At 37.6% G+C, this 20,696-nt stretch carries 20 protein-coding genes; 6 read left to right on the top strand and 14 right to left on the bottom strand.

Annotated features, from left to right (window positions below; translation table 11 throughout):
* Positions 1 to 7 precede the first annotated feature (7 nt).
* The 3 genes from BXY82_RS03470 to BXY82_RS03460 form a co-directional block, all read right to left on the bottom strand.
* Positions 8 to 874: a DUF58 domain-containing protein gene (locus tag BXY82_RS03470; protein ID WP_133756780.1), complete on the bottom strand. Its 867-nt coding sequence runs from the start codon at positions 872 to 874 to the stop codon at positions 8 to 10.
* Positions 875 to 979: 105 nt separating this feature from the next.
* Complete coding sequence (locus BXY82_RS03465) at positions 980 to 1,978, bottom strand: AAA family ATPase (protein WP_394345923.1); 999 nt, start codon at positions 1,976 to 1,978, stop codon at positions 980 to 982.
* Positions 1,979 to 2,129: 151 nt separating this feature from the next.
* Positions 2,130 to 2,933: a DUF4382 domain-containing protein gene (locus BXY82_RS03460; RefSeq protein WP_133756779.1), complete on the bottom strand. Its 804-nt coding sequence runs from the start codon at positions 2,931 to 2,933 to the stop codon at positions 2,130 to 2,132.
* Positions 2,934 to 3,189: 256 nt separating this feature from the next.
* Between BXY82_RS03460 and BXY82_RS03455 the strand changes: the two genes are divergently transcribed.
* Both BXY82_RS03455 and BXY82_RS03450 read left to right on the top strand, forming a co-directional pair.
* Complete coding sequence (locus BXY82_RS03455; protein WP_394345922.1) at positions 3,190 to 4,053, top strand: aldo/keto reductase; 864 nt, start codon at positions 3,190 to 3,192, stop codon at positions 4,051 to 4,053.
* A 164-nt stretch (positions 4,054 to 4,217) separates the two neighbouring features.
* Positions 4,218 to 4,973: an SDR family NAD(P)-dependent oxidoreductase gene (locus BXY82_RS03450; protein ID WP_133756777.1), complete on the top strand. Its 756-nt coding sequence runs from the start codon at positions 4,218 to 4,220 to the stop codon at positions 4,971 to 4,973.
* Between the two features lie 64 nt (positions 4,974 to 5,037).
* Here the strand turns inward: BXY82_RS03450 and BXY82_RS03445 are convergent, their stop codons facing one another.
* Positions 5,038 to 5,970, bottom strand: coding sequence for a hypothetical protein (locus BXY82_RS03445; protein ID WP_133756776.1), 933 nt, complete (start codon positions 5,968 to 5,970; stop codon positions 5,038 to 5,040).
* Positions 5,971 to 6,343: 373 nt separating this feature from the next.
* Between BXY82_RS03445 and BXY82_RS03440 the strand changes: the two genes are divergently transcribed.
* Positions 6,344 to 7,477, top strand: coding sequence for an ATP-binding protein (locus BXY82_RS03440; protein WP_133756775.1), 1,134 nt, complete (start codon positions 6,344 to 6,346; stop codon positions 7,475 to 7,477).
* Between the two features lie 341 nt (positions 7,478 to 7,818).
* Here BXY82_RS03440 and fbp read toward each other — a convergent pair whose 3' ends face one another.
* Positions 7,819 to 8,823 carry a class 1 fructose-bisphosphatase gene (fbp, locus tag BXY82_RS03435; protein ID WP_133756774.1) on the bottom strand — a complete coding sequence of 335 codons (1,005 nt, stop codon included), beginning with the start codon at positions 8,821 to 8,823 and terminating at the stop codon, positions 7,819 to 7,821.
* Positions 8,824 to 8,944: 121 nt separating this feature from the next.
* Here fbp and BXY82_RS03430 point away from each other — a divergent pair, with 121 nt between their 5' ends.
* The 3 genes from BXY82_RS03430 to BXY82_RS03420 all read left to right on the top strand — a co-directional run bounded on the left by BXY82_RS03430 (position 8,945) and on the right by BXY82_RS03420 (position 12,610).
* On the top strand, positions 8,945 to 9,424 hold the full coding sequence (locus tag BXY82_RS03430; protein WP_133756773.1) for a GNAT family N-acetyltransferase: 480 nt from the start codon (positions 8,945 to 8,947) through the stop codon (positions 9,422 to 9,424).
* A gap of 1 nt (position 9,425) precedes the next feature.
* Positions 9,426 to 10,685 carry an aspartate kinase gene (locus BXY82_RS03425; RefSeq protein WP_133756772.1) on the top strand — a complete coding sequence of 420 codons (1,260 nt, stop codon included), beginning with the start codon at positions 9,426 to 9,428 and terminating at the stop codon, positions 10,683 to 10,685.
* Positions 10,686 to 10,771: 86 nt separating this feature from the next.
* A complete protein-coding gene (locus BXY82_RS03420; RefSeq protein WP_166643246.1) occupies positions 10,772 to 12,610 on the top strand; it encodes a GNAT family N-acyltransferase in 1,839 nt (612 codons plus the stop codon).
* Between the two features lie 140 nt (positions 12,611 to 12,750).
* On the opposite strand, the gene BXY82_RS03415 is transcribed toward BXY82_RS03420, so the two are convergent.
* The 9 genes from BXY82_RS03415 to BXY82_RS03375 form a co-directional block, all read right to left on the bottom strand.
* Entirely contained in the window at positions 12,751 to 13,161 is a 411-nt protein-coding gene (locus tag BXY82_RS03415) for an NINE protein (RefSeq protein WP_133756771.1), read from the bottom strand.
* 75 nt (positions 13,162 to 13,236) lie between these two features.
* Entirely contained in the window at positions 13,237 to 13,623 is a 387-nt protein-coding gene (locus BXY82_RS03410) for a VOC family protein (protein WP_133756770.1), read from the bottom strand.
* A 115-nt stretch (positions 13,624 to 13,738) separates the two neighbouring features.
* On the bottom strand, positions 13,739 to 14,197 hold the full coding sequence (locus BXY82_RS03405; RefSeq protein WP_133756769.1) for a DUF1801 domain-containing protein: 459 nt from the start codon (positions 14,195 to 14,197) through the stop codon (positions 13,739 to 13,741).
* 38 nt (positions 14,198 to 14,235) lie between these two features.
* Positions 14,236 to 14,607 (bottom strand): VOC family protein, encoded by a 372-nt coding sequence (locus BXY82_RS03400; RefSeq protein WP_133756768.1) that lies wholly within the window; start codon positions 14,605 to 14,607, stop codon positions 14,236 to 14,238.
* Between the two features lie 158 nt (positions 14,608 to 14,765).
* A complete protein-coding gene (locus BXY82_RS03395) occupies positions 14,766 to 15,704 on the bottom strand; it encodes a 2-hydroxyacid dehydrogenase (RefSeq protein ID WP_133756767.1) in 939 nt (312 codons plus the stop codon).
* 233 nt (positions 15,705 to 15,937) lie between these two features.
* A complete protein-coding gene (gene mgtE / locus BXY82_RS03390) occupies positions 15,938 to 17,311 on the bottom strand; it encodes a magnesium transporter (protein ID WP_133756766.1) in 1,374 nt (457 codons plus the stop codon).
* Positions 17,312 to 17,330: 19 nt separating this feature from the next.
* Complete coding sequence (rsmA, locus tag BXY82_RS03385) at positions 17,331 to 18,116, bottom strand: 16S rRNA (adenine(1518)-N(6)/adenine(1519)-N(6))-dimethyltransferase RsmA (RefSeq protein ID WP_133756765.1); 786 nt, start codon at positions 18,114 to 18,116, stop codon at positions 17,331 to 17,333.
* Positions 18,117 to 18,241: 125 nt separating this feature from the next.
* On the bottom strand, positions 18,242 to 18,565 hold the full coding sequence (locus BXY82_RS03380; RefSeq protein WP_133756764.1) for a DUF4286 family protein: 324 nt from the start codon (positions 18,563 to 18,565) through the stop codon (positions 18,242 to 18,244).
* Positions 18,566 to 18,744: 179 nt separating this feature from the next.
* Positions 18,745 to 20,529 carry a tetratricopeptide repeat protein gene (locus tag BXY82_RS03375; RefSeq protein ID WP_243835667.1) on the bottom strand — a complete coding sequence of 595 codons (1,785 nt, stop codon included), beginning with the start codon at positions 20,527 to 20,529 and terminating at the stop codon, positions 18,745 to 18,747.
* Between the last annotated feature and the right edge of the window lie 167 nt (positions 20,530 to 20,696).

Here is a 20,696-nt window from a genome sequence, read left to right as displayed (position 1 = left end):
TAATTCGTTACGCTCTGCGTTTAAAATAGCCCAATAATTTTGTGACATAACTCTCGTCTACCCGGCAATCAATTGTGCCAGCACCCGATTTTGAAAAGGTGTCCTTAAAGTAGCTGACGCGCTCGTGATGGTATTTGCCATAATCTGCTCGGATTTTTTTTGAGGCCGTATTCACCAACATGTATTCGCCAGTTTCTTCATCTTGCATTTGAACCATTCCTAAATTAGGGATGCTTTCTTCGCGTTTGTCATACACTCTAATCCCGGTAATATCATGCTTATTGGCAGCAATTTTTAAGGTTTGCTTATAATCATCAGCAATAAAATCAGATAGGAGAAAAACAATAGCCTTCTTTTTCATCACTCCTGATAAAAATTGCAAGGCCTGGGTGATATCTGTTTGTTTACTTTTTGGTTTAAACTCAATCAATTCCCTAATAATACGTAACACATGAAATCTGCCTTTTTTTGGCGGAATATATAATTCGATAGTGTCCGTAAACAGAATTAAACCAATTTTATCGTTGTTTTGAGTGGCTGAAAATGCCAAAGTTGCCGCAATTTCAGTTATAATTTCGTTTTTAAATTGCTGTTCTGTTCCAAACCATTCGGAACCTGAAATGTCTACCATCAACATCATGGTCAATTCGCGCTCTTCTTCAAATACTTTAATGTGCGGTTCATTGTAACGTGCCGTCACGTTCCAATCAATATTCCGTACATCGTCACCATATTGATACTGACGCACTTCGCTAAAGGTCATTCCTCTACCTTTAAAAGTGGAATGGTATTCTCCACCAAAGATATGGTTAGACAAGCGCCGCGTCTTAATCTCTATTTTCCGTACTTTTTTTAAAAGTTCTTTTGTATCCATCTTTAATTGAGTCTGCAGTTGGCAGTCTTCAGTGTTCAGTCGCTATCTTTCAGAGATGAGTGGTCAGGTTGCTGCCGAGTGCATTCTGAAATTCTGGGGACTTATTTATGGTACTTCAATTTCATTTATGATTTTGTTGATGATATCAACAGACGTGATGTTTTCTGCTTCCGCTTCGTAAGTAATCCCCACTCTGTGGCGCAATACATCGTGAACAACAGCACGGACATCTTCAGGAATTACATAACCACGACGCTTAATAAAAGCATAACATTTTGCGGCAACCGCTAAATTAATACTTCCACGAGGCGAGGCACCAAACGAAATTAACGGTTTTAAATCGGCTAGTTTATATTTTTCAGGAAAACGGGTGGCAAATATGATATCGAGAATGTATTTTTCAATTTTCTCATCCATATACACTTCACGAACCGTTTGCTGTGCCCTTAAGATTTGATCTACTGAAACTACGGCGTTAACTTTTTCAAAAGCACCTTTCATATTGGAACGCATGATGAGTTGCTCCTCGTCAATTTTTGGATAGTCAATAACCGTCTTAAGCATAAAACGGTCCACTTGTGCTTCCGGAAGCGGATAGGTTCCTTCTTGCTCAATAGGGTTTTGGGTAGCCATTACCAAAAATGGCTTATCTAATTTAAAAGTTTCATCACCAATAGTTACTTGTTTTTCTTGCATGGCCTCCAATAAAGCGGATTGCACTTTAGCTGGCGCTCTGTTAATCTCATCAGCTAAGACAAAATTTGCGAAAATTGGTCCTTTCTTAATGGTGAAATCATTTACCTTCATATTGTAGATTAAGGTACCCACCACATCTGCAGGTAGTAAATCTGGTGTAAATTGAATTCTGCTAAAAGTTGATTCAATGGCTTGAGACAGAGTGTTGATGGCTAAAGTTTTTGCCAAACCTGGCACCCCTTCCAATAAAATATGTCCTTGCCCTAACAGTCCAATCAGTAAGCGTTCAACCATATATTTTTGGCCTACAATGACTTTGTTCATCTCAAGGGTTAGTAAATCCACAAAGGCACTTTCCCTTTCAATTTTTTCATTAATACTTTTGATATCAACTGTGTCTTCCATCATATTAAAATTTATTTATACTGAAATAGGGTCTGGTTTTTTTGAGGTCTGCAAATTGTTAAAATTTTAATTGGATTGCTGTTAATAATTGGTTAAAAATTAAAGAGCAACACCATTGGTGTTGCTATTTTAATACATTTTTATGAAATATGGCTTAATTAATCGTAATCTCGCCTAAGTCAGTATTATTTTCTGCCGTTACTTCAATATTTTCTAATACAGAAGGAATTAGCTCAGATGTTGGGTCAGGTGTCAGCGTTACGGTATAGTTGCCTGGTAATAAACCCACCAATAAGAAGTTCCCTTCTACATCAGCGTAGGTCGAAATCTCATCTATACCATTAGTAGCAGTAATTTGGGTTTGCACACCCAATGGTAACACGCTTCCAGAAATAGTTCCGGTTGTTGCTTCAGCACTAGCTCTAATTACTGGTTTTAGGTTGATATTACCAGATTCCCCAGCTACCACGATAGATTTGTCAACATCAAAGTCTAAAAGGAAAGTGTAGGCCATGTTAGGCAATAAGGTTTGGTTAAGTTTGATTTTCAAGCCAGATTGTTGGGCGCTTGGTGTCTTTAAAGGAAATGTCTCTCCATCAATAACCACACTATTATCATCACCTAATACTAAACGGACCTGGTTTAAAGTCCCTGAAAGAACTTCAAAATCATCAACTAATAGCACATTGACACCACCTGTCAAAGTCAATAAATCATATACGCCAGCGTTAATGGCATTTAGGCTTTGCCAGCCTTCATCACCTTCACTGGCATCATTAACTTTTACCATCACATCAACAATGTCAATATAAACATGATCATAATCTCCAGGAGCATCCATTAATTTTACAGAAATAGTGGATGTTCCTTGTGCTTCATTTGCTGAGTCGTCGTCACTACAGCTAAAAGAGAAAAAGGTTATTAGAGCTAATAAGCTTGCTTTTTTTAAAATATTCATAGTATTCATAATTTATAGGTTCAAGTATATATACGCTTGTCTTAGAGAATTGGACTACATGGATGTCAATCCTATGGTATATGGTATTCACTGTGCGGAAGTTAACCTATAAAATTTTTTCTTAATTCATTCTCTTCTCATAAAATTACTGATGCTCATCAGTAATTGGGAATGTCCTACTTTATAACTAAAACACCATACATTAATAGTTTTAAGTATTTTTATATTCTTAATGAACAGATCTAAAACAAAACGTGTGAAGTATTCGAGAATTATAGCAGGAACGATGACTTGGGGAGCTTGGGGTAAAAAGCTTTCCACTGCAACTATGGCGGATTTGATGCAGTTTTGTGTTGCACAGGGTGTCACCACATTTGATCATGCCGATATTTATGGTGGTTACACGACGGAAGCTGAATTTGGGACAGCTTTTGCCCAGAGTGGTTTGAATCGTGAAGCCGTTCAGCTGATCAGTAAGTGTGGCATTCAGCATCTTTCTGGAGGTCGGAACAATAAAATAGGCCACTATAGTTATGATAAGGATTACATTATTTGTTCAGTAGAAACTTCATTAAAAAATTTACAAACGGAGTATTTAGATTTGTTATTGTTGCATCGGCCAAGTCCATTGATGCATCCTGAAGAGATTTCTGAGGCCATACAAACTTTAAAACAACAAGGAAAGATTAAGAATTTTGGAGTCTCAAATTTTACGCCGTCTCAAGTGGCATTGATTTCAAAAAATGTACCTATAGAGGTGAATCAGATAGAATTTTCCTTAACCGAATATTCGGCGATGTTTGATGGGAGATTGGACCATCTGTTGCTTAAGGAAATTAACCCAATGGCCTGGTCGCCTTTAGGCAATGTCTTTAAAGAGGATACCGAACAAACCCGACGCATAAAGAAACTGTTGGGTGAACTTAGCAATAAATATAATGCCACAGCGGACGCCTTATTGCTCGCCTGGATTTTGAAACACCCGTCCAAAATACATCCTGTTGTGGGAACCACTACCAAAGACCGACTTGTACGCGCTGTAGAAGCAACGGCTATTGACTTGGAAGTGGAAGATTGGTTTTTAATGTTGGTGGCTAGCCAAGGGCGTCCAATGCCTTGATGAAAACGTACGCATTTGTAGTACACAGTATTCATTTGGCAGTTGGCAGTTTCTGTGGACGGTTTAGAACGGGGTCTGTAGTTAGGTAGACGGATTAAGAATGAATGAAAAAATTATAATATCACTGTAAATAAAGGATCCCGTTTTCAGGGAAATAAAATCATATGAATAGAAAAACAGCATTAATCACAGGCGCTACCAGTGGAATTGGTCGCGCTACGGCTCATGAATTCGCGAAACACGGTATCAATCTCGTATTATGTGGACGCCGTCAAGAACGTTTGGAGACTATAAAAAAAGCCCTTGAAAAAACTACAAATGTTCATGTATTAAATTTTGATGTTCGTGACAAGGACGCCACTTTTAAGGCTATAGCATCGTTGCCTGATGAATTTAAAGCTATTGATATCCTGATCAATAATGCCGGCAATGCGCATGGCTTGGATCCGATTCAAAATGGAGATACAGATGATTGGGATGCGATGATGGATATCAATGTGAAGGGTTTGTTATATGTTAGTAAAGCTATTATCCCACAGATGATTGCACGTGAATCCGGGCATATCTTAAATATTGGGTCTTCGGCAGGAAAGGAAGTGTATCCAAAAGGGAATGTGTATTGTGCCAGCAAGCATGCCGTATTGGCCCTAACGGAAGGGATGCGCATTGATCTAAATCCGTTCGGAATAAAAGTAGGCGCAATCAATCCAGGGTTGGTGGAGACTGAATTTTCACAGGTCCGATTTAAAGGCGATGCGGCCGCAGATACCGTCTATAAAGGTTATAAGGCCTTGCAAGCGGAAGATATTGCTGAAATCATATATTTTGCGGTATCACGCCCTGCCCATGTCAATATTGCAGATTTATTGGTGTTTCCTACGGCTCAGGCAAATAGCACAACAGTAAAGAAGGAGCTTTAAATAGACAGAAAGTAAAATAAAAAGCTGCTCCAATGAGCAGCTTTTTTATTAAAAACCTTATTATTTAGTTGCAGTGGTTTTCATCGATAAATTTACCAATTGCGCCACCTGCTTTTGCAACTTGTGAGGCTGTAATGCCACCAGCTTCTGCAGGAAGTCTAAAATAAATTTTGCCATTAGAGGTGGTTTCATAATCTAATACGTTTCCAACAGCTGTGAAATAAGCTTCAATGATATCTACATGTAATTGAACTGATGCTTCTGCATCACTTAAACGTACAGCTCCCAACTGGAAAAATCCGTTAAGCACCTGATTACCACCATAACCACGGTCGATATTCCAAATATGCATCCCATCTGCTTGCGTGTAGGTTGTTTCGCCAATGGTTAATCCGTTAGTCCATAAATTAGTAGCCCCATTATTTAGAGCGCCATTAGCAAAAAAGAAACCTTGTGAATATGAACAATATGGCACTTTAGGGCAGCCAGGTGCTAACACACTACCCAAAGAACATGAATTCCCCGCTTTTATCCAAGAAGTTGAAATAACTGCTTCATAACCTCTTTCAAATTTTATATCAATTACCCAAGGGCCTGAACCTTCAACGTTAATTTTTATAAAATTATTTGTAATTGCCTGTGGATCGCAATCAGTTCCTTGACCTTCATTTGCAGTTAGGTCTGCGGGATAACCATTAACGTTTGCGTACACAATATTTGCGAATGTTGCACTTTCATTGCCACAATTATTTAAGTTTATAATATAATGACCTAAATCTTTGGCTTTGGTTTCAGGATTTTTTGAAATAATATAGGTCCATAATGAACCATCTGAATTTTGTGAAACTGATACTAAATAATCAGTAGATGTGCTGCCCGAGTTGCTAGTTCCTTTTTGTAAGACATTCAAAGCGGTTGGGTCATTAGACGTTGCTTCGTCATTGCTGCAAGAGGTTAAACAGAAGCTAAATAAGGCTAATAATAGGATTTTTTTCATTTTAGTTTAAGTTAAAAATGTTAGACAATTTTTATAAATTTCGCGTTAAATTAGATGTTAAAATGACATGTTGCTACAATCCACATTCAAAAACGATTCAATAATTAAATTCGACGACGAGATGCATGACAATGTCGAAATCGTCGACGAATTGTTTTTTAAATTATAGATATAAACAACTCTTATAGAGTGTTGTGGGGTTGCTTTAGGTGATGGGATTGTTTAGTGTTGATTTCCTCTTTACTGGAAATTTTAGGATTAACCGGATAACTTATCTCAACGTGTAATAGTCATAACATATATGTTAATTTAAATAGCAAGCAATTATATGTTTGTGCATCCATTCACGTCTATTTTCTTATTTTAACATTTGATGATCAACAAACGCCTGCTCATAAAAAATCTTCTTGCTCATAATGATGAGAACAGCTTCTATGATAAAAAGCGGCAAATTGACATTGGTGAAAAGGAAGGAAAAGCAAAATTTTTAAAGCATGTTTGTGCGCTCTCCAATACGAATCCAAAAAATAATTCCTATATCGTAATTGGTGTTGAGGATGATGATAATAGGATTGTAGGCGTCGACTTTTTTGATGACAGTAAAATTCAAAATTTAATTAATGCATATTTGATAAATCCGCCCATTGTCCAATATGAGAATATACCATTTCCGCATTTGCCTGATGACAAAGTGGTAGGATTAGTGACCATTAGGACAATTGATGGACTCACTTCGCTTAAAAAGAATATTTGGAAATATTATGGTGGCTCTGTGTTTTTTAGAGATGGAAGTATCAGTATGCCTAAAGTCTATGGTGTAGATATAAAGGATGTCAATTCGCAAATTGTAGCTGCCATTGAAAATAACTCTCAAAATAACATTCAGCATACTTTAGATGGCGTTTTCGATTTTTTAGGAAATCGGAAGGATTACCATCCCGAATACAAGGTGTTTAAAGAATATTTTGTATTGTGTTGGGCGGGTCAGAAAAAAGTACATAAAGGTGAAACGTTCTACAGCAGAGTAGATATTGAGCTGATCAATGAACAAGTCAGATTGTTTTTTTCTACCCTCGATGAGGTCACGATTCGGTATGATGAAGATGCCTTCAATATTGTAGAATACGTAAGTTTGGGCCTTAATAATTCTTACAAATATTACCCATTAGAAGAAACGCGCATCAGTTTTGCCAATAATGCTACGTATCATATTGAAACTGAATTGTTATTTGAAGCCCCACAATTTGATAAGAAGGTATTGCATCACATTTATAATGCTAACAATGCTGTTTTAGAAAAACTCAAAAAGGGCATCCAGTTAAATTCCAACGAACAAAGAGACTTGAAAAATTTACCAGCTACCTATCTTATTTGTTATCTTAATTTGTTCCATGATGCAGTAGATAAGTTGAAAGAAGCTAAGCCTTATTTAAAAAATTATAGCTCAGAGGTGTATAGCAATTTCAAAGAGTCTTTACGCATACTTAGGAAAGTAAAATATAGTTAATTAAAACATCATATTACCGTTTATCGATGTTTTTTGAATAGCGTTGCAATTCAACATATTTATTAACGGGTTGTAGTTTTTAGCATTTTAGTTTGAAAAAATAGTCGCATATTTACACTGCTATTAATCAATTATATACACCCTGTTTCTCCTGACACTATTTCAGCATTGAAACAGGGTTTTTTATTATGTAAATTTCGTCGATGTTTTTATTTCCTGCGAGATTACGGCGAATTAAATTGATATAAATGGGCTAAATAGTAAAAAAAGCGCAACCTATCAAAAAATGTATACACACTTACCAGGAGTCAGATTTTTTGAGATGAGAACTTAAGGTTAAATTAGGCGTTGCGTATAAACTCCTCGCATTTTTCAACCATGTTTTTGCTGCCGCAAACAAATGGCACGCGTTCATGAAGTTCAGTCGGCATGATATCTAAAATACGTTGCTTCCCATCGCTAGCTTTTCCGTTAGCTTGTTCAGCCAGAAACGCCATCGGATTACATTCATAAAGTAAGCGTAATTTGCCTTTCGCATTTAAAGAACTTTTGGGATACAAATAGATTCCGCCTTTAATCATGTTTCTATGAAAATCAGAAACTAACGACCCTATATAGCGTGAGGTATAAGGTCTGTCTCCTTCTTCCATTTGGCAATATTTGATATAATTTTTAACCCCTTGTGGGAAATGGATGTAATTGCCTTCATTAACCGAATAAATTCGACCATCTTCAGGAAATTTCATGTTTGGATGCGATAGATAGAAGGTGCCAATGGCAGGGTTAAGTGTAAATCCATTAACTCCGGCGCCAGTAGTATACACAAGCATTGTGGAGGTGCCATACACCACATAGCCCGCCGCAACTTGTTGATGTCCCGGTTGTAGAAAATCTTCAATCGTTACTGGAGTACCAATGGGGGTTACCCGTCTGTAGATCGAAAAAATGGTTCCCACGGACACGTTTACATCTATGTTTGAAGAACCATCTAATGGGTCAATAAGCACGACATATTTATTTTGATGATTTTCGTCTTGACTGTTGATGGCAATAAAGTCGTCCTCCTCTTCACTCGCAATCCCGCAAACAATATTTCGGTTGGTCATGGTTTGAATAAACTTTTCGTTGGCATAGACGTCCAGTTTTTGCTGGTCTTCACCTTGAATATTTGTATCGCCAGCGGCGCCAATAATATCTACTAATCCAGCCTTGTTCACCTCATAATTAACTACTTTTGCAGCCAGTCTGATTGAATTTATAAGGCTAGAAAGTTCACCAGAAGAATATTTAAAAGAGGCCTGATTTTCAATAATGAATTCTCCTAGAGTTTGATGTTTGCGAAACATGAAGTGTTTTTGATTTGTTTCTGCAAATATCGTATTTTTTAGCATACTACAACGTTTTCGGAAAATTTAAATGGTTTTAATTTTACCCGTTTGCGTTATATTTGAAGAGAAATATTTACAAATGAATTTCAAAATAAGACAGGCTATTCCACAAGATATGCCTCAAGTGCACGCATTAATTACTGAACTGGCAATATTTGAAAAGGAACCAGATGCTGTGGAAATCACAATTTCTGATTTAGAAACTGATGGGTTTGGAGCACATCCGGCATTTAAATGTTTTGTGGCCGAAGTAGACGATAAAGTTGAGGGTATTGCCTTGGTGTATTCGCGATATTCCACTTGGAAAGGGAAAGTACTGCATTTAGAAGATTTGATTGTAAGTCAGAACATGCGAAGTAGCGGTTTGGGTACAGCACTATTAGATGAAGTTGTACGGTATGGTTCTCAGCTTGGCGTAAAACGCATCTGTTGGGAAGTGTTGGATTGGAACGCCCCCGCCATAGAGTTTTATCAAAAGAAAGGTGCTGACGTGAAGCGCGATTGGGATGTAGTGCATTTAACGGAAGATGGAATTAAGAATTATATAGCAACACTATAAGATGCATGTATTTAAATTTGGAGGTGCCTCAGTAAAGGATGCGCTAGGGGTTAGAAACTTAGAGGCAGTATTGAGAAAAGTAGGGTATGAGAACACATTAATCGTCATATCTGCCATGGGGAAAACCACGAATGCATTAGAGATTGTTGTTGGGAATTACTTCAATACTAAAGGTGAATTGCAAAGTTCCATACAAGATGTCAAAAAATATCATAATGCGATTCTCCTAGATCTTTTTGATACGGGAGAGGAAGACGCTCACCCTGTGTTCCATAAAGTCTCTGCGCTTTTTGAAGAGTTGCGCAACTTTTTCGACCGAAATAAATCGCCAGATTATAATTTTGTCTATGATCAGGTTATTGGCTACGGGGAGTTGGTCTCTACTTTAATTGTGAGCGAATATCTCAATACAGTTGGAATAACGAACAATTGGGTGGATGTACGGGAGTTGATTAAAACCGACACCTATTACAGACGTGCCAACGTCAATTGGGAAGCCACACAGGCTGCTGTATCTGCTAAATTGAATACTTCAGTTTTAAATATTACCCAAGGGTTTTTAGGTAGTGATGACAATAACTTTATGACCACCTTAGGGCGAGAAGGCAGTGATTATACGGCTGCTATTTTTGCCTATTGTTTAAATGCTGAGAACGTTACCATCTGGAAAGATGTACCTGGCGTATTAAATGCTGATCCGCGGTATTTCGAAAACGCGCAGTTGCTCAATAGAATTTCCTATCGTGAGGCTATTGAATTGGCATTTTATGGTGCTTCCGTTATTCATCCCAAAACCTTGCAGCCTTTGCAGCAAAAGGAAATTCCGCTGTATGTAAAATCCTTTAAAAACCCTGAACACGCAGGGACTATGGTCGGTAAAGGGTCCGGAATAGAGCCTCTGATTCCGTGTTTTATCGTTAAGAAAAATCAAGTGCTTATTTCGCTGTCATCCTTAGACTTTTCCTATATTGTTGAAGAAAATATTAGTGAGATCTTTAAGTTACTAGCCTTATACAAAATGAAGGTTGATGTCATCCAAAATTCAGCTATCAGTTTTTCGGTTTGTGTGGATAATGTGTATAATAATCTACCCAACTTATTACAACATTTAAAGGCTAAATTTAAGGTGACATGTCATGAAAATGTATCCTTATATACTATTCGCCATTACAATCAAGATGCTATTACACAATTGGAGGAGGGGAAGACCATATTGTTGAAACAGTTGACTCAAGGTACGGTGCAAATGGTTTCCCAATAATTAATTGATTAAACGGGTGACTTAAATTAGGCCCTGAGAGCTTTCATAAAAAAAATTTATAAAAAAAATTGATTAGGTTTGTAGCCATGACTAAACAGCAGGATATCGGATTAGTAAGTGCCAAAGAAGTCGCGAAAGCCATCAATCTTGATAAGTACGGCGTTTTTGGAACATTTAGTGGCTGGCTTCTCATGAAAGTCTTAAAAATATCTACACTTAACAAGATTTACAACCGAAATAAACACCTAAAAGACATTGAGTTTTTAGATGCAATTTTAGGCGATTTTCAAATCCGATTTGAGATTCCGGAAGAAGATCTGAAACGTTTGCCAAAAGACGGCGCTTTTATCACCGTATCCAATCATCCGCTCGGCGGTATAGACGGCATTCTATTACTCAAGTTAATGTTGGAGCATCGTGCCGATTTTAAGATCATGGCCAACTTTCTGTTGCATCGGATTGAGCCTATGAAGCCTTACATTATGCCGGTTAATCCGTTTGAAGATCGGAAGGAAGTCCAATCTAGTATTGCGGGGTTTAAGAATGCCATTGCCCATTTGCGTGGTGGTCATCCGTTGGGTATATTTCCAGCCGGTGAAGTATCTACCTATAAAGATGGGAAATTAGTAATAGACCGTCCTTGGGAGGAAGCAGCTATGAAGCTTGTTCAAAAGGCTGAAGTCCCTGTTGTGCCAGTGTATTTTCACGCGAAGAACAGCAAACTTTTTTATAAGCTTTCCAAAATTAACGATACGTTTAGAACGGCAAAATTACCTTCAGAATTATTAACCCAAAAGCGTCGCGTTATAAAAGTGCGTATTGGTAGGCCGATTACCGTAGCAGATCAAAAGGAACATCCGACACTCAAAGACTTTTCTGAGTTTTTAAGACGGAAGACTTATATGCTTGCCAATAGTTTTGATGAAAAGGGTAAGTTTTTGAGCAATATCTCGGCCACCTTAAAAGTGCCCAAAGCCATTAAAAATATTGTCACTCCAGTAAGTGTGGACAGTATGATTAAAGAAGTCAATTATCTTCGTGAAAACGATGGCCGACTCTTAGAAAGTAAAAACTACGAAGTGTTTTTTACGGATTCAAAGAGCATTCCTAATATCCTTCGGGAAATTGGTCGTTTACGTGAAATAACCTTTAGGGAAGTTGGTGAAGGGACTAATGAAGCTATTGATTTAGATCCGTTTGATAATTATTACCACCACATGTTTTTATGGGATAATAATACCAATATGGTGGCGGGAGCCTACCGGATGGGCTTGGGATCTAGAATTTTTGCCACGTATGGCATTGACGGCTTTTACCTTCAGGACCTCTTCCGTTTTGAGCCAGAATTGTATAAAATGATGAGCGAATCCATTGAAATGGGACGCGCCTTCATCATTAAAGATTACCAACTGAAACCAATGCCATTATTTCTCTTATGGAAAGGCATCGTGCATACCACCTTGAGATATCCAGAGCATAAATATTTGATTGGTGGGGTTACCATTAGTGATAAGTTTACCAACTTTTCAAAATCATTGATGATTGAGTTTATGAAATCCAATTACTATGATCCTTATGTAGCGCAATATGTGCGTCCTAAAAAAGAATTCAAGGTAAAATTAAAGGATGCCGATAAGGATTTTGTGTTTGATGAAACTGAAGCCGATTTGGTAAAGTTTGATAAAATAATTGATGAGCTAGAGCCAGGAACCTTGCGTTTGCCAGTGCTGATTAAAAAGTACATCAAACAAAATGCGAAAGTGGTGGCGTTTAATGTCGATCCGTTGTTCAACAATGCGGTGGATGGCTTGATGTACATCAGAATAGCCGACTTACCAGAAAGTACCGTCAAGCCTGTGATGGAAGAATTTCAAGCGGAGATGGAGCGTAAGTTTGCGGAGAATGGGGATGCTCCTGAGGCTTAATTAACGTGCATAGTAGTTTGTAACCAAAAAACAATGTTTGCTGCTTGATCTCAATTATTATTTTTAAAGAAAATAGTGCGTTTAAAGACAACTTTTATAACAGCAATCTTAGTATTCCGCAATAGAATGATTCTAACTTGTTAAAACCAAGGTTTTTTACCCACTTGGTAAGTGTCATAAAATTCCTTGTCAGATTTGGTAAGGTAGATAATCCCTTCAATGAGGCCTATTAATCCTGTAGCCCAAACCACAAATACACCTATTCCTACACAAGACAGCACCATTCCAATTAATGTGATTCCGAGTAAAATACCACCTTCCTTATTGTAGCCTAAAATAAATTTGTGCACCCCTAATGAACCTACAATGATGGCAAGAATCCCAGCCAGAATTTTTTTGTTTTCACCTGTGGTATTGTTAAACGCTTCTTTTGCACCTGAAGAGAATTCATTAGCGCTTTTTCGAGCTTCATTCGAGAATTCTCTCGAGTTGTCTTTTGCATCGTCTAACATGTCGTTAAGATCGTCTCCTAAATTTTGATCGTTTGCCATCTTTAATTTTATTTAGTCGTTAGTAGTAAGGTGTTTAAAATTAGAACATTAAATATAGCAAAAAATCTTAATGTTTTATAAGAATGCCTGATCGATAGGTTCCCAAAGTTCTATTTTGTTACCGTCATTATCCAAAATCCAACCAAATTTACCATACTCGTGGGTTTCCATGTCGCCTACAATGGTCACGCCTTCTTCTTTTAGGACCATTAGGAGTTCTTCTAAATTTTCAACCCGATAGTTGAACATAAAGTCTTTTTTAGAAGGCTCGTAGTAGTTGGTGTCCTTTGGAAACGGGCTCCATTGCGTAGAACAATCATTGCCTTCTTTATCCTTCCACCAAAAGGTGCTACCATAAGCGTCAGTGTCAAAGCCTAAATATTTTTTATACCAATCTTTTGAGGCGTCAGGGTCTGTGCTTTTAAAGAACAATCCGCCAATTCCTGTCACGCGTTTTTTCATTGAAAATTTATTTTTAATTCCCGTGAAGATGGGAATATTTTACATTAAACTTTTTTTATCAACATAGCATCAATGGTTTGTAAAATTATAAGTGATCGTTGATGGCTATTTATTGCTACCTATTCTTCACATTTTTTTCATACACCTCAATCCACTCATTAACCGATAATTTAGAAGCTAATTCTCCAATGAGTTCAAAGGGGATGTCTTCCGCTTTCTTAAACCGAATACAGCTTTTGCCCATATCTAATTTACGTGTGGAATGTTTTGAGTATTCCGCTACAAACCAGTCGTGAATTTCAGGAATTGCATAAATACCGCTATGATAGAGGTTGATTGAGTTTTTCTGTGATGCAAAACTCATAAAGGGTAGAGGTTCGGAGGGTTTGCAATGGTAGCCGTCAGGGTAGATACTGTGTGGGACAAAATACCCAATCATACCGTATTGAATGCCTTCTTCGAAACCTTCTGGTAAATTTTCGAGGATGGTTTTGCGTAATGTTCTTAAGCTGTGTTGACGTTCTTCAGGCACTTGGTTGATATAGTCTTCAGGTGAGTTTGCTTCGTATTGCATGTGGTGTGATTTAATAGTGCTATAAAGTGTAATTTCATCTACACGTGTTGGTCTACTAATATCATATTTCCGTCAGGATCTGTTAGCATAAAACTGGCGGGTCCAGAAGTATTTTCATCGGCTTCTGAAATTAAGGGAACCTGATTAGATTTCAAGTGTTTCTGCAGAGTTCTAACGTCTGTAAACTCTTCTAAAGGTGTAGCGTTTTCATCCCAACCCGGATTGAACGTAAGGATATTATTATCAAACATGCCTTGGAAGAGCCCTATTAAGGCATTTCCGTTTTTCATGATGAGGTAATTTTTTTCTGCCTGACCTGCAAAAATAACAAACCCAAGGTTTTCATAAAATGCTTGTGATATTTTAAGGTCTTTTACACTAAGGCTTATTGAGAATGCTCCGAGTTTCATGTGTTGTAATTTTAGAAGCACGGAAGTCGTGAGATCGAGCGCAACAGTGCTTAGGTTTCAAATAAAGATACACATTGCAATATGTATAAAAGGATACTTCAGCGGATTTTATTTCATCAATTTTTATAATAAACACATTTTACTAAAGCGCAAGAACGTTACATCTTGAATCGATTTTTAATTTTATCAACGATTGTTTGTGCTAATTTCTCTTTGCTTTCCACGGTCCAGCCTGCCACATGGGGGGTAAGGAGTACATTATCTGCAGTGATGAGGTATTGGAAGGCTTCTGGTATTTCTGAGGTAAATAAATCTTCAAATGATGATTTTTCGTATTCTAAAACGTCCAAGCCTGCCCCAAGTATTTTGCCAGATTTTAAGGCTGTCACCAAATCTTTTGTGACCACACTTTTACCACGTGCCGTATTCAATAACCAAAAGGGCTTCTTAAAAGCGTTGATAAATTCGCAGTTGATCATGCCTAAGGTCAGTGGTGTTTGTGGTGTGTGTAAGCTCACTACATCAACGCTGTCTTGAAATTCGTTAAGTGATACTTGTTTGGCATTAGCATCGCCCACATGATCTTGAATGTCGTAACACAGGACCTCTACATCAAATCCGCGGAGTTTTTTAGCAAATGCTTTTCCCATATTCCCGTAGCCAATTAAGCCGACAGTTTTTCCATCTAATTCAATACCTCTGTTGTCTTCGCGGAGCCAATGCCCTGAACGAACTTCCTGATCAGCTTTATTGAGGTTGTTGAATAGTGATAATAGCATGCCCAGGGCGTGCTCACCCACAGCATTTCGGTTGCCTTCTGGTGCTGCAATAAGCTGTACTCCTTTTTTTTGTGCATAATCGCCATCAATATTTTCCAATCCCGCACCTACACGACCAATGAACTTTAAGTTAGTAGCAGCGTCTAAAAAGGTTTTGTCAATGCTAAATCGGCTTCGGATGATCACGCCATCATACGCATGAATTTTATCCTCTATGGCTGATTTAGAAGAGGTGTAGTCTTCATCATTTATAAAGCCATAAGCTTGAAGTTGATTTATAAGTAACGGGTGATTGGTATCGAGATGTAGGATCTTCATGCGGGTTGCCTGATTGGGTAAGAGGTTTATTTAAGAAGTTATCGTATCAAAATTAAGAAAAGCGTGAGTATTTTCAGATGCTGTGAGTGATATATTTTAAAACCCTTCCGTCTTCAATTTCTAAATTGTTATTGCACCGAGCTCTCATTAAAAGGGAAGCGATTTTTATTTGCGTTGTATTTGAAGAATTAAATCTTCCTGTCCGTGAATGAAGAGAAGGAATTGATAAATTTTTAAAACCCTAAAATCAATTTCGCGATAAGGAAATAGGTCATAATACCAAAGATGTCATTACTAGTGGTGATAAAAGGTCCGGTAGCTACGGCTGCATCAACCCCGCGTTTATCCAAGAAAATAGGGATAAATGTACCAATTAAGGCAGCCATTATAATTACTGTGATCAGTGCAATGCAAATAGTCATGGATTCATAATACGTAGTTTTGAATCCAAAATGACTGATAATCAATACTACAAATGCAATCGCGAGCCCGTTTACCAAGCCTAAAAGCATTTCTTTAAATAATCGTTTTATAATGTTGCCATCAATAGTGTCATTAGCCAAACCTTGTACTACAATTGCCGAGGATTGTACGCCCACATTTCCGGCGGTTGCTTGTACTAAAGGGATAAATAATAATAACGCAGGAAATTTTAGCATCGCGTCACTAAACCCGTTAATGATACTGGCGGCGCCAATTCCGCCAAACATACCAATTAGAAGCCAAGGTAAGCGTGCTTTAGTTAATTGCCAAATGCTATCATCAGCCTCAACATCACCGGTAATACCTGCTGCCAATTGGTAATCCTTATCAGCCTCTTCACGCAAAACGTCAATAATATCATCAATGGTAATACGACCTAACAATACCATGTCATCATCAACAACAGGGATGGCTTCCAAGTCATATTTCGCCATTATTTTTGCTACTTCTTCTGGGTCTTCATCCACTTTTACATAATCCACACTTTTTATATAGATATCGGCAATCTTTTCGTTGCTTTTAGCTACAATCAGATCTTTAAGAGAGAGACGCCCAATAAGTTTATTTTGCTTGTTAACTACATAAATTGAGTGAACTCTGGTCACATCTTTAGCTTGACCTCTAATGCGGCGTAAACAGCCCTCTACCGTCCAAGTCTCATATACCTTGACCAACTCTTTGGCCATTAATCCACCTGCTGTGTCTTCATCATAGGCAAGCAGTTCAGTAATCTCTGCTTTATGGCCTTCGTCTTCAATGTGATGAATGACTTCGCGTTGCCGTTCTTCCGATAGTTCGGCAATAATATCTGCAGCATCATCTGTGTCTAGTGCTCCAACTTCATCTGCAATTTCTTTAGAAGAAAGGTTGCGCAGTACTTTTTCACGATTATCTTCATCCAATTCCATCAAGACTTCTGAGGTGGTTTCAGAATCGAGAAGTTTGATGACGTACATAGCCTCATCAAGATCAACTTCATCAAGAATTTCAGCAATATCAGCGTAATGGAATTCACTTAAAACCCGGTCCAGTTCCTCGTCATGTCTTATTTTGATGAGGTGCTGTACCTGTTCAATGAGTTCGTCAGTTAGCTCAAATTGTATGTTCTCTCTCTCGTCAGTCAAATGGTGTGATTTTTAAGAGTTAATTGTCGTTTTCAATCAGTTGGGTCAGCGTGATAAATTGTGCTACGCTTAACTGTTCAGGGCGTTGGTCAAAGATAGGGTTTGATTTTAAATTATCAGATAAATCCAATGATTTTAAACTGTTACGCAATGTTTTTCGCCGTTGTTGGAATCCTGTTTTCACCACTCTAAAAAACAGGTTCTCATCACATGGAAGCGTGTAATTATCCTTTCTGGTTAATAGTAAAACCCCCGAATCTACCTTTGGTGGCGGATTGAATACGCTTGGCGGAACGGTAAATAAATAGGTAGCGTCATAAAATGCCTGAGTCAATACCGATAGAATGCCATAAACCTTACTGCCCTCTTTAGAACAAATGCGCAGTGCTACTTCTTTTTGAAACATTCCAGAAAACTCCGGAATCTGATCACGCATATCCAAGGTTTTGAAAACGATCTGTGATGAAATATTATACGGAAAATTTCCAATTATAGCGAAGGCCTGCGTGTCAAATACCTCGTTAAGATTGTACTTTAAAAAATCTTTTTCAATAATCCGATCCGCTAAATTGAGATAGTTGCTCTTAAGATATGAAACAGATTCTGTATCAATCTCAATGACATGGGTGGTGATCTCTTTTTTTAGAAGATATTTTGTGAGCACCCCCATACCAGGACCAATTTCCAAAATATGGTCATACCCTTTAAAAGATAGGGAATCGGCAATTTTTTCGGCAATATTTTCATCAGTCAGAAAATGCTGACCAAGATGTTTTTTTGCTTTGACTTGATGATCTTTAGACACGTTTTAGAAGGATTAAGTGTAGGTAAAAACTAGGCGTAGGAAGCTTAAACTTGAAAGCACGAAGTTAGTGAGAATAATTTTGAAAAGCTGAAGTCGTTTATTTGTTTTAGGCGTTACTGAATACCCTAATGCGTTTTTACAGTATATTCATCTATAAGCTCTAACTCCGTGCGAAAGGCCAATACTTTATTGCCAAACATTTTTAATGCTTCCCCACGTAATCTGTCGGCGTCATTAAGATAATAGTTTTCTAGGGCTTCACGAGATTTTGCTCTGTATTGAACGGAATAGGTAGTAGCCCCTTCATGTTCTTCGACCATTACCTTGGTTAATTTTGCTTCGGTAAAATGACCCGTAGCCAATACGTGCGGAATATGTTCCTTAATCCAGACGAGCCATTGATCGTGCACGCTTGCGGCAACATTGGAAGTGACGTTATAGATAATCATAAGTTTAAAATTTAAAATACCACAATTTTAGAGTCATGAAAAAATGACAACTGTTTGAGGCTTCTTTACATATTTAAAGAATATTCTGCAAATTACTGAAGTTATTGACTGCCATCAAGAAAAACAGCGTTTTTTTATGCTGGTTTTAGTCGGTAAAAATACTGAAAGCTGCCTTTTATTTAATTTATAACGTCGCCACGTAACATTCTAAATTGCTTTCTGGCTTCTACAAAATAAATGCTGTCCTGATGGTTAAAGATGATTTTTTCATATAGGGCTTTCGCTTTCTCAGGTTCTTGAAGGATGTTTGCATAGAGTTCAGCTAAATAATAGTAGGCATCATCTGCCAAAATTCCATCCGAATAATGTGCAATAACAGCTTCATAGTTTGTGATTGCACGATCATACTGTTTTGTCTTTTTAAATAATTCTGCTTGTTTAAAGAGGGCTTGATCTTCTATGCTTTCACCTTTATGTTCAATCAATACGCGGTCTAAAAGTGCAATAGCCGCCTCAGCCTTATTTTGGAACGCCATTAAATCAGCCTTGGCATACAGTTGTAATGCGACTCGAAGTGAGTCTTCATATTTATTGTCAGAAATAAGTAGTTTTAAATCTAATGCATCATTCGCAATAAGTTGGGATGTGGATGATTTCAAGACATTTAATTGAGATTCTGCCCAATCAAAATCACCCTTGTAATAACTGGTTTTCGCAACTTTAAATCGCGCTTCCTGCGCTATTGGGCTGTTTTTCAAAGTGGCTTGAATCTGGGTATAAAAAATAAGGCCTTCATTAAATTTTTCTTGCAACACAAGTATATCGCCTAAAGCCATTTTAACTATAGCTTGTTGCTGGGTAGAAATGTTAAGGTCTAAAGTTTCTTTTAAGAATTTGCTGGCAGCATCTGGCTTTTTTAATTGGAAGGCAAGAAAATTGGCATAGGCTATTTGTAGTGCCAAGGTTTGTTGAGACCGTCCGTAGTTGGAAAAAAGATCGAGGTATTTTTGTTCTATATCTGGTAAATCTTCAATAGTCGCAGTGTCGGTCTTAATGCTTAACAAATAGTAGTGGACTTGCAGTATGGCTGTAATGTCTTGGGTGTGTTCTAAAACATAGTTAAAAATGTCAGTCGCTATTGTATTTTGCTTGTCGCTTAACGCTGTTAATGCCACTTCAATAATCCGGCCTAAACTTTCGCGTTGACGCATGTATAAAGCTTTTTCTTGTGTGAAGGCTTTATTGTAATCTTTTTCCTGAATAAAAAGCCAACTGAGTAATTCGTACCAATACGGGTGCGGTTGGGTTTGTATTTTTTTAAGCAATTGCTTTTTTAGGAGAATGTTGTTATCATTGTCTTTATTTTCTGATACAAAATCGCTAAACTCCCGTTTTATACTGTTTAGGTATTCAGGTTTAAGTTCTACATATGCCATATAATTACTGAAGAGCTGTTCTATATTGCCTAGTTCTCCATACACGCTAGCCAACTCCCGAAAATAATTAGCCTCAGGATTTAGCGCCATACCTTTGTTATAGCTTTTAATGGCGTAGTCCAATAAAGAATGTTGTTCAAATTGACGTGCAATTAAAGCGGCGTATTCCGGACGTTCTTCAAGAGCTGTTAGTGCTTCCTCATAATAGGTTTGCGCTTTCTCAAGGTCGTTTCGCAATTGATAATTATAACCCAATTCAATTATGAGGGACGGATTACGATATTGCGTCATCTTAGATGCAATTAATGTTTCGGCATCGTCAAAAAGTTCGAGTTCTTGATACGTTTTAATCAGATGGAAGATGACGTTGTAGTTGCTTGGTTGGGCCTCGTAAAGCTTTTGGTAGGTGAGCAGAGCTTTTTCAAATTCACCACGCTTATAATAGTCCGCAGCCACTTGTTCCTCATCGTTTTGGGTATACGATAAAAAACTGTTAAAGAAGATGAGCATACATATAAACCCTTTCATAGGACTAATTTATGGAAATATATGCATTTTATGGAGGTTGCTAATATGAATGTTATAATAAAAAAAAAGCCCAAACTTACGTTTGGGCATTACCATCAAAATAAATGTGCTATTAACCATTAATTATATAAAATGATTCAGTTATCCTGGTTGGTAATCTTAATATT

This window comes from Gelidibacter sediminis (genome assembly GCF_004364975.1).
Taxonomy (GTDB): domain Bacteria; phylum Bacteroidota; class Bacteroidia; order Flavobacteriales; family Flavobacteriaceae; genus Gelidibacter; species Gelidibacter sediminis.
The sequence above is the reverse complement of the archived record's forward strand: the minus strand, read 5'-3'. Positions and strand labels throughout refer to the sequence as shown.